This is a genomic window from Thiohalorhabdus sp., from assembly GCF_046545655.1.
GTDB lineage: Bacteria > Pseudomonadota > Gammaproteobacteria > Thiohalorhabdales > Thiohalorhabdaceae > Thiohalorhabdus.
Genome location: NZ_JBKGZG010000058.1, coordinates 1 through 9,481 on the forward strand (window position 1 = coordinate 1; position 9,481 = coordinate 9,481).

Here is a 9,481-nt window from a genome sequence, read left to right on the forward strand (position 1 = left end):
GAGGCCGACGCCCACATGTACAAGGTGCCCACCCTGCGCAACGTGGCCCTGACCTCGCCCTACTTCCACAACGGTGAAGTGCGCAGCCTGGAAGAGGCGGTCCGCGTGATGGGCAAGACCCAGCTCAATCGGGACCTGTCCGACCAGCAGGTGGCCGACATCGTGGCCTTCCTCGAGGGCCTTAACGGTGAATTCCCCGAGATGACCATGCCCCGCCTGCCCTCCAAGTCGGGCGAGACCATCGTCCCGGCCAGCGCATCCGACGAGCAGGAGGAAGACGACAGCTCCCACTGAGCCCGCACTCTTGAGCCCGAAAGCGCCCGCCTTCCCGGCGGGCGTTTTTTTTGTGGCAGCCTGCCGCAAAATGGCTCGACTTACGGGGGAGGGGGCTATCGGCCGCTACATTCCTCCCCGATCGGTTCCATCGTGGAGCTTGGGTAGGTGTGGGGGTTGGCGGCGCTGGAGGGCAGCCGTCGCGGAAGGGGGTGTTGGTGCCGGGCTTCGGGCTATGGAGCAGCGCGTCGCCTCTGACTTCGGGGAATACGGGCCGGAAGGCGGGGTGCGGAACCCGGAGAGCGGATCGCTGGCGGATCCAGTTGGGCCGTGCTGTTGGCCCGAAGGGACAACGGGCCCCCCGGATGTCGTTGCCCAACGACAAAGGAAAAAATGTTTAAAAACAAATAGGTAAAAGAGATTGTGTGGAGGGGTCGTCGCCATTTGGAGACAGGGGCAGGCCCTTCTCGGAGGGGTCTGAGGGGGAGAGTCAGAGGCTATTTATTTAATAGTTTGAACTTAAAGTTTTTTTCGTTTTGGCACGGGGGTTGCTAAATAGGGGGTGAACCGCTCCGCAGGCGGTTATCGGGACCGAAGCTCAAACGCTTTAAGGAGGCCTGCCATGACGGGGCGACTGCTTTTCCTCTTGATCTTCGTGGCCATGGCCTGGGGTCTGCCCAAGCTCATGTAGCCTGCCCCCTCCCTCGGGGCATAGAAACCGACTTCAAGCTGGGCCGGGAAATGTGGGGGGAGCACAGCCGGCGGGCCCACCCCCAGGGCCCCTAAGAATGCACCTGGTTCCATGGGAATCCCCGTGATCCGGGGTGTGGGGGACAGCCCTCCTTCGGGAGGGCTTTTTTGTGTCCAAAAGCCGCCGCCGCGCGCCCGCCGCGGTGGCTTCCCGCCAGTCCCGTAGGATACATTGATCCCTACGGGCCGCAATCGCGGCCTCTCTCCGTGTCACAGTCCACCGCAGCCCGAGCAAGGGGGTAGGAGAGGGTGACCGCAGCCAATCGCCTCATGATCGACATGACCAACTTCTTCGCCGACGCCGTCGGGGACAACGGGGTGGAAGCCTCGGAGGTGGAGGCCCTGAGCCCCCGCCTGGAGGGCCTCCGGGAGCGCCTGCAGGAATGGCGCGCCGGCAAGGAGCCCAGCTTCTTCCACCTGCCCTTCGAGCCGGAGCACCTGGAGACCGTCTACGAATGGGGCCAGGAGATCACCGCCGGCTTCGAGCAGCTGCTGGTGCTGGGCATGGGCGGCTCCAGCCTCGGCGGCGAGATGCTGGTGCACTGCCTGGGAGGCTCCGAGGAGTTCAGCGACGTCCTGTTCATCGACAACGTGGACCCCGTGCGCATCGAGGAGACCCTGGAAGGGATGGAGTGGAGCGAGACCATGGTGCTCGCCATCTCCAAGTCCGGGAACACGGCGGAGACCCTGGCCCAGCTCCTCACCCTCCTGCCCCACATGGAGCGAGCCATCGGCGCCCGCGCCGTGAAGGACCACCTGCTCATCATCACCGAGGACGAGGGCGGCGGGCTCGCCGAGGTGGGGCGCACCCTGCAGGCACCCATGGTGCCCCATCCCCCGGTGGGCGGGCGCTACTCGGTGCTCTCCCCGGTGGGGCTGCTGCCCGGGTACGTGGCCGGCGTGGACGTGGAAGGCATCATCGACGGCGCAGCGAGCATGGCCGGGCGCTGCCTGAGCGCCGACATCCGCGAGAACCCCGCCTTCTGGGGCGGCGCCACCCAGTACCTCCTCGCCGAGCAGGGCAAAAGCCTCACCGTGCTCATGCCCTACTTCGAGCGCCTCAACAAGGTGGGCTCCTGGTTCCGGCAGCTGTGGGCGGAGAGCCTGGGCAAGCTGGACGCCGAAGGAGAGAACCGCGGCCTGACGCCGTCGCGGGCCATCGGCGCCACCGACCAGCACTCCCAGCTCCAGCTCTACCTGCAGGGCCCCGCGGACAAGCAGTTCACCCTGTTCATCGCCGACGAGATGATCTACTACGGCGACCGCATCCCGGCCCGCTTCAAGGACATCCCCGCCGTCTCCCCCCTGGCGGGCCACTCCGTGGGCGAGCTGCTCGCGGCGGAGTTCATGGCCACCCGGGAGACCCTCACCCGCAACGGCCGTCCCAACCGCACCATCCGGATGCCCGCCCTGGACGCCTACACCCTGGGCGAGCTGATCATGCTGCTGGAGGTGGAGACGGTGGTGGTGGCCGAGCTGCTGGGGGTGGACCCCTTCGACCAGCCGGCGGTGGAGGAGGGCAAGGTCCTCACCCGCGAGTACCTGGCCCGCATGGAGGGACAGCTGTCCCTGTAAGGGGAGGGTCGCGCCGTCGCCCCGTTCCTGTGGGAAAATGCCCCGTGGGGCGCGAGGCCCTTCGTAGGAGCGCACTTTAGTGCGCGACACCGTTAGGATGCCGCGTCCTGTCGGTAGATCGCCCGCTAAAGCGGGCTCCTACGGCCGACGACGCGTCCCATGGCACGCATCCAACCGCCCAGGAGGCAGCATGGCAACCATCTTCACCAAGATCATCAACGGCGAGGTCCCCGCGGAGAAGCTCGCGGAGGACGATCGCTTCCTGTCCTTCCTGGACGTCCGTCCCATCCGGCCGGGCCACACCCTGGTGGTGACCAAGCAGGAGACGGACTACATCTTCGACCTGGACGACGAGACCCTCGGCGGCCTGCTGCCCTTCGCCAAGCAGCTGGCCGGCCCCATCCAGCGGGCCACGGGCTGCAACCGCGTGGGAATCATGGTGGCCGGGCTGGAGGTGCCGCACTGCCACGTCCACCTGGTGCCCATGGACCGCATCAGCGACCTGGACTTCGGCAAGGCCAAGGAGGCCACCGGCGACGAGCTGGCGGAGATGGCGGCCCGCATCCGCGCCGAGCTGTAGGCCTGACCGGCCTCCTGCCCAAGAGGCTATTGTGGGAGCGGTCCGTGACCGCGACCTGCAGCGAGCCCACGGCTGGATATGGCCAAAATTTGGTCGCGGTCACGGACCGCTCCCACAGCACCTTATTTGCTCGATGGCACAGCAAAAAAAGGCCCGCCCCCGGAGGGGCGGGCCTTTCCGCATCCCCGGCGGGGTCCGCCGGCCTCAGGCCACGGGCATGGGGATAATGCCCAGGAACGAGCCCACGGTGACCAGGGCCGCGATAATGGCCAGCACCCCGTAGAAGGGCCACTTCTCCCGGGTGAACATCACCCAGGCGCTGGCCAGGATGGCGGGGATGACCACGAAGACCCCCAAGGCCATGCCGAACATGGCCAGGCCCTCGCCGGTGGTCAGGTGGGACAGGTACCAGTGCTCCCCGGAAGGCCGGTCGACCCCGGTTCCCGCCCAGATCTCGGACACTTCCTTCCCCTCCCAGATGCGGGACAGCATGATGGCGGGGGAGATCTTGCTATCGGGGGTGAGAAAGCTGACCACCTGCCCGATCAAGGCAATCAGCGCCGAGAGGATCGTCCCCCAGTAGATGGTGTCGCCGTACACCACCCCGGCCAAGGGAATCGCGGGGCGCTGCTCGTTGCTCTGGTTTTCCTGGCTCATTGGTGCCCCTCCTTCTAGAGAACCGGGATGTCGATGCCCAGCAGGGTCTCGAGGCCGCGCGAGATCAGCTTCAGGCTGGTGAGGAACAGAAGCACGATCAGGATGTAGCGGATGAAGTTGGCCTTGACCCGGGCGAGGATGTGGGCGCCCATGATTCCGCCGATGACCTGGCCCAGCATCCAGGGCACCGCCAGGGCGGCGATCAGCGCGCCGGCTTTGATGTAGGGCCAGATGGCGGCGCTGTTGCCCATGGCCAGCAGCACGCCGCTGCCCGCGGCGGAAATCTTCAGGGGCGTGGTCATCACCAGGTTGAGCACCGGGACCACCGCCCAGCCGCCGCCAAGGCCGAAGAAGCCGCCGGTGAAGCCCACCAGCAGGAACAGGATGCCGCCGATGCCGGCGCGGGTGGACTGGTAGTGCACCACCCGGCCCAGGGACTCCTCGTAGTAGGAGCCCTTGAGTCCCACCCACTCGCTGAAGCGGCTCACCTTGCCCGGCTGCGGGTACTCGGTATTGGATCCGCCGACGACGAACATGGCGGCGATGAACACCAGGATCAGGCCGAGCAGCAGGCGCACGATGCCGTCGCCCGTGGCCCCCATGGACTCGGACAGGGCGATGGCGGCGTAGGAGCCGAGCATGGCGCCGAGGATGATGGGGATGGCGCAGTAGAAGACGATCTTCACGTCCGCCAGGCCCTTGCGCATGAAGGGCCCGGAGGACACCAGCCCGCTGAACATGGCCACCACCAGCCCGGTGGAACGGATGATCAGGGTATCCATGGTGGTGAAGGCGAGCATGATGGGCGTGAACAGAACGCCCCCGCCCACGCCACCGATCACCGCGACGATCGCGATCAGGGTGCTGAGGATGAAAGAGACCAGCACCAGCAGGAAGGCCGCGTTGGCGTCCAGCACCTCCGTACCGGAGAGCTGGTTGAAGGCGCCCATCAGGAAATAGGCCAGGATGCCGAGCCCGATCAGAAGCGAGAGCTCGGGAACCCTTTTTACAAGCTTCTGCATGCAGTTCCCTCCCGTGGCGGTGGCCTGGGCGCCGGGAACCGGTTCGCCAGGCTATATCAAAAAAGAATCTTTTATATCCAAAAAGAAAACAGTTCCGGGATCCGGCAAAGCGCGCAAACTATGTGGACGCCCCGAGAAAATACGCGGGAAAATGGAAGAACGAAAGGGGCAGGTAGGTGGAAATGCCGGGCCGGACCCGGCTGGATATGGGAAAAACGAATCAGGTGGGCCGCCGGACGCCCTGGGTAGCGCCGGTCTGGGTGGTGGACTGGGCGGCCACGCGATTGGCCCAGGCCCCCAGCGCCCGCACCGTGTCCTCGTGCAGGTCGGCCAGCTGGTCCGCCCCCAGGTGCCGCTCGATCACCCCCGCGAGCAGGGCTGCGGTGAAGGCGTCGCCGGCGCCGGTGGTGTCCACGACCGCGACGGATTCGCCCCCCAGGTCCACCCGGGACGCAGGGGTGGCCACCGTGGCGCCTTCGGCGCCGCGCGTCACCGCCACCAGTCGGACACCGTGGTCGAACAGGTGACCCAGGGCCCGGTCCTCGGACTCCGTCCCGGTGAGCTGGAGCAGCTCCTCCGCGCTGGCCTTGAGGATGTGGGCCCGCTCGATGGCGGAGCGCGCCGCCTCCAGGGCGCCCGGGCGGGTCTCCATCAGGGCCGGGCGCAGGTTGGGATCGTAGCTCACCACCCCGCCGTGGGCGCGGACCTTGTCCGCCGCCGCGCGGGTGGCGCCCGCCGCCGGCTCGCTGTACAGGGAGATGCTGCCGAAATGGAAGACCCGGGCCGCGTCGAGCAGCCCGGTGGGGATGTCCTGCGGGCGGAGCAGCTCGTCCGCCCCGGGATTGCGGTAGAAGCGGAAGTCCGGGATCTTGCCCTCGCCGTACTGGATGAAGGCCAGGGCCGTGAGGGCCTCCCGCGTACTGGTGAAGCCGCTCGTGTCCACGCCCCCGTCCCCCAGGTGCTGCTGCAGCAGCTCGCCGAAGGGATCCTGTCCCCGCTTGCCCACGAAGGCCGCGGAAACCCCGAGGCGCGCGGCGGACACCGCCACGTTGGCGGGGGCGCCCCCCGGGTGCGGACAAAAGCAGCCCCGTTCGTCGGGGACCATATCCACCAGGCATTCGCCACAGCTGACCAGTTCCGGCATGGCACCTCCTTGTATCCTCTAATGCCCGCGAAGACGGGGCCTGTCAAGCGCGGGGCGCCCACCCCCACCGGAATCGGCTGGGGGAAGGACCACTGCCCGCGCCCGCAAAGGGGGTGGCCTCGCCCGGAACCTCCCGGGATGAGCACCTCCCCGGTTATCATTCCACAGGAAGAACCGTACCGAAGGGAAGGCCGATGCGAATCCTGGCGGGAGACGTGGGCGGCACCAACGCGCGCCTGGCCCTGGTGGAGGCCGGGGCCGGCGCCCTGCGCATAACCGCGGAGGAGCGGCTGCCCAGCGGCGACTACCCCGGGCTGGAGGACCTCCTGCGCGCCTTCCTGGACCGCCACGGCGCCCCCGCGGTGGAGGCGGCGGCCTTCGGCCTGCCGGGCCCCGTGCTCGGCGACCGCGTGCGCACCACCAACCTGCCCTGGGAGGTGGAGGCCGGCTCCCTCGGCCTGGTCCTGGGCACCGCCCGGGTGCGGCTGCTCAACGACCTGGAGGCCGCCGCCCGCGGCATCGCCGAGCTGGCCCCGGCGGACGTGGAGACCCTGGCCGCGGGCGAGTCGGACGCCGCCGGCAACCGCGCCCTCATCGCCGCCGGCACCGGGCTGGGCGAGGCCGGGCTGTTCTGGGACGGCGCCCGCCACCGGCCCTTCGCCACCGAGGGCGGCCACGCCGACTTCGCCCCCGCCGACGAGCTGGACCGCGCCCTGCACCGCTACCTCGCCGAGCGCCACGGCCACGTGAGCTGGGAGCACGTGGTGTCCGGCCCGGGGCTGGTGCGCATCCACGCCTTCCTCGCCGCCCACCGCGGCCGGGCCGTGCCCGGCTGGCTGGAGGCGGCCATGGCGGAAGGCGACCCCGCCGCCGCCATTGCCGCCGCCGCGGAGGACGGCTCCGACCCCGTGTGCGCCGAGGCCATGGAGCGGTTCGTGCGCCACTACGGCGCCGAGGCCGGCAACCTGGCCCTGAAGCTCATGGCCACCGGCGGTGTCTACCTGGGCGGCGGCATCGCCCCGCGCATCGCCGCCCGCCTGCGCGAGCCCGCCTTCCTGGAGGCCTTCCGCGCCAAGGGCGCCATGGCCCCTCTCCTGGAGCGCATCCCCGTGCGCCTGATCCACAACGACCACGCCGCCCTCCTCGGCGCCGCCCGCCACGCCGCCTCCGCATGAGCCCCCACGCCGGGCCCCTCGCCCGGCGGATTCCCCCGATGGTCGCCGGCGCGGCGTTCTGATACGCCGGTAAGGAGCCAGCCATCACCGAGGCGGGGGGGAAGTCCATGGAGGAAAACCGGAACGGGGCGCCCGGCCCCGAAGGCCGGGAGACCTTCGAGCAGCTGCTCGGGGAAGGAGGGCTCCTTCACCACCTCTTCCACCATTCCACCGAGGGGTTCCTGGCTCTCGACTTCCGAACCCTGTACACCGTGGAGGTTAACGACGCCTTCTGCCGGATGCTGGGGCGCGCCCGGGCGGAGCTCATCGGCCAGCGGCCCGACGCCTGGCTGGCCCCCGAGGACCGGGCCACCTTCTGGCGCGAGGCGGCCCACCGGAGGGAGCAGGAAAGCCGCCAGTACGAGGCGCGCCTGGTGGCCCGGGACGGCACCCGCGTGCCCGTGCTGGCCAACGCCAGCACCTGGTCCGCCGGGCCGGAGGGACCGGCCCTTTCCCTCGTCTTCGTCTCCGACCTCACATGCCTCAAGCGCAGCGAGGAGCTTACCGAGCAGCTCATGCACGTCCTGGAGTCCTTCCCCGGCCTCATCGGCATGTGCGACGGCAACCTGAACTTCCTCTACCACAACGCCTACGCCAAGGAGCTGCTGGGGGCCGACCGGGCCGCGGACCTCACCGTGCGGGGCTGCCACCCCGACTGGGCCTTCCACATCATGCGCGAGGAGGCCTTCCCCACGGCGGCCAACGAGGGCTACTGGGTGGGGGAGAGCGCCCTGCTGGACCAGACCGGCCGGGAGGTCCCTTTCCTGGTTACGGTGGTGGCGCACCACGACCATGCCGGCGGCGTGCGGCGCTACTCCCTGGTGGGCATCGACCAGTCCGTGCAGAACCTCGCCGAGGAGAAAAAGCACCGCTACGCCGAGCAGCTGCGCAGCATCAGCCGGCTCATCTCCCTGGAAGGGCTCACCTCCTTGCTCGCCCACCAGCTCAACCAGCCCCTGGCGGCGCTGGGTAACTACGCGGTAGCCGGCCAGCGTCTGGTGCCCCGGGAGTGCCCCGAATCTCCGCGCCTTCAGGCCCTGCTGGACAACATCCAGCGGGAAACCCAAAAGGCCAGCGACACCCTGGTGCAGGTGCGCAAGTTCCTGAAGGGGGAGGGGCCGGACTTCCACTCCCTGGACCTGAACGACCTGGTGCGGCGCCTGCCCCCCTTCCTCCAGGAAAGCACCGCCACGGGCCGCGTTCCCGTCCGACTCCAGCTCGCCGAGGGGCCGGTGACGGTGGTGGGCGACCACTTGCAGCTCCAGGAGGTCCTGCACAACCTCATCCACAACGCCCGGGAGGCCAACCGCGAACAGCGCCCGGAGGACCCCGGCTCCGTGCAAATCCACACCCGGCGGCGGGACGGCGAGGCCCTGGTGGATGTGGTGGACGCCGGGCCGGGCCTGCCTCCGGAGATGGGTACCGATGTGCTCGTGCGGCCCTTCTTCACCACCAAGAAAGGCGGCATCGGCCTGGGCCTGTGGGTGGCCTACACCATCCTGGAAGGCCACAAGGGCCGTCTGGAGGCCTTCGACAACCCCGACGGCCCCGGCGCCACCTTCCGCGTCCGCCTGCCCGCCGAGGGCTAGTTCCGGGACAGGGCCCGCCCCAGGAAGCGGTCCTCGTCCCGCTCCGCGAGCAGGCGCAGGGTGTCCGGCGTGGTGGCGGAATCCAGGTAGGCGAAGCCCGTGTACTCCCCGTCCTCCGCGTCGCAAAGGTCCACGGCAAGGGTCAGGCGGAAGAGGTTGGGGGCCCCGGAGACCGCCTCCAGGTCGCCCCCATAATTGCAGCCGTCGGACCGGCTCCCGTCCACGGAGCCGAGCCTGGTGACGCTCAGGGTGAGCGTCCGTCCGTCGCGCTCCACCGACCAGGTGTCGGCCAGGTCCTCCAGGGTGGTGTCGTTCTCGAAGGCCTCCGCGGACTCCAGGGCCAGATCGCCGTTCCGCGACGTTCCCGAGACCGAGGCCGTGAGCTCCTCCTCCGGGACCACGGAAGCGGAAACCGTCCCCGAATCCAGCGGCTCGCCGTCCGCGTTGTAGGCGCGGACCTCCCCCTCCGCCTCCACGGGGTCCTCCTCGTCGTCCCCCGTGCGGGCCACCGAGCTGGCGTAGGCCGCATCCGCCTCCGCGCTCACCACCAGCAGCTCCCCGTTCCACAGCACCGCCGTGGCCTCCGATCCGGCGGAGGTCCCCTCCAGGGTGAGCGTGCCCGCCCAGATCCCGTCCGGGGAATCGGTGCCCGACTCGCCGTCCTCCCCGGAGGACTG

At 69.1% G+C, this 9,481-nt stretch carries 8 protein-coding genes and 1 pseudogene; 5 read left to right on the forward strand and 4 right to left on the reverse strand.

Annotated features, from left to right (window positions below):
- From ACLFRB_RS10855 to ACLFRB_RS10865, 3 genes and pseudogenes are all read left to right on the forward strand, one after another.
- Positions 1-294 (forward strand): annotated as a pseudogene (locus ACLFRB_RS10855) (cytochrome C peroxidase); the annotation flags it as partial.
- Between the two features lie 978 nt (positions 295-1,272).
- Positions 1,273-2,598: a glucose-6-phosphate isomerase gene (locus ACLFRB_RS10860; protein ID WP_411069032.1), complete on the forward strand. Its 1,326-nt coding sequence runs from the start codon at positions 1,273-1,275 to the stop codon at positions 2,596-2,598.
- 190 nt (positions 2,599-2,788) lie between these two features.
- Positions 2,789-3,178: an HIT family protein gene (locus ACLFRB_RS10865; protein WP_411069033.1), complete on the forward strand. Its 390-nt coding sequence runs from the start codon at positions 2,789-2,791 to the stop codon at positions 3,176-3,178.
- A gap of 204 nt (positions 3,179-3,382) precedes the next feature.
- Here ACLFRB_RS10865 and ACLFRB_RS10870 read toward each other — a convergent pair whose 3' ends face one another.
- The 3 genes from ACLFRB_RS10870 to ACLFRB_RS10880 form a co-directional block, all read right to left on the reverse strand.
- Complete coding sequence (locus tag ACLFRB_RS10870) at positions 3,383-3,835, reverse strand: hypothetical protein (protein ID WP_411069034.1); 453 nt, start codon at positions 3,833-3,835, stop codon at positions 3,383-3,385.
- Between the two features lie 14 nt (positions 3,836-3,849).
- Positions 3,850-4,857, reverse strand: coding sequence for a sulfite exporter TauE/SafE family protein (locus ACLFRB_RS10875; protein WP_411069035.1), 1,008 nt, complete (start codon positions 4,855-4,857; stop codon positions 3,850-3,852).
- A 220-nt stretch (positions 4,858-5,077) separates the two neighbouring features.
- Positions 5,078-6,001: a carbohydrate kinase family protein gene (locus ACLFRB_RS10880; protein ID WP_411069036.1), complete on the reverse strand. Its 924-nt coding sequence runs from the start codon at positions 5,999-6,001 to the stop codon at positions 5,078-5,080.
- 194 nt (positions 6,002-6,195) lie between these two features.
- Here ACLFRB_RS10880 and glk point away from each other — a divergent pair, with 194 nt between their 5' ends.
- Together glk and ACLFRB_RS10890 are read left to right on the forward strand one after the other, a co-directional pair.
- Positions 6,196-7,176, forward strand: a complete 981-nt coding sequence (gene glk / locus ACLFRB_RS10885) for a glucokinase (protein ID WP_411069037.1) — start codon at positions 6,196-6,198, stop codon at positions 7,174-7,176.
- Positions 7,177-7,283: 107 nt separating this feature from the next.
- Complete coding sequence (locus ACLFRB_RS10890; protein ID WP_411069038.1) at positions 7,284-8,804, forward strand: ATP-binding protein; 1,521 nt, start codon at positions 7,284-7,286, stop codon at positions 8,802-8,804.
- On the opposite strand, the gene ACLFRB_RS10895 is transcribed toward ACLFRB_RS10890, so the two are convergent.
- On the reverse strand, positions 8,801-9,481 hold a 681-nt coding region (locus ACLFRB_RS10895), incomplete at its 5' end, for a hypothetical protein (protein WP_411069039.1). The genes ACLFRB_RS10890 and ACLFRB_RS10895 overlap by 4 nt on opposite strands.

Bases quoted from the DNA above. Each gene is read 5' to 3' on its own strand.
- ACLFRB_RS10865 (WP_411069033.1), top strand. From the start codon at position 2,789: ATGGCAACCATCTTCACCAAGATCATCAACGGCGAGGTCCCCGCGGAG.
- ACLFRB_RS10870 (WP_411069034.1), bottom strand. From the start codon at position 3,835: ATGAGCCAGGAAAACCAGAGCAACGAGCAGCGCCCCGCGATTCCCTTG.
- ACLFRB_RS10875 (WP_411069035.1), bottom strand. From the start codon at position 4,857: ATGCAGAAGCTTGTAAAAAGGGTTCCCGAGCTCTCGCTTCTGATCGGG.
- ACLFRB_RS10880 (WP_411069036.1), bottom strand. From the start codon at position 6,001: ATGCCGGAACTGGTCAGCTGTGGCGAATGCCTGGTGGATATGGTCCCC.
- glk (WP_411069037.1), top strand. From the start codon at position 6,196: ATGCGAATCCTGGCGGGAGACGTGGGCGGCACCAACGCGCGCCTGGCC.
- ACLFRB_RS10890 (WP_411069038.1), top strand. From the start codon at position 7,284: ATGGAGGAAAACCGGAACGGGGCGCCCGGCCCCGAAGGCCGGGAGACC.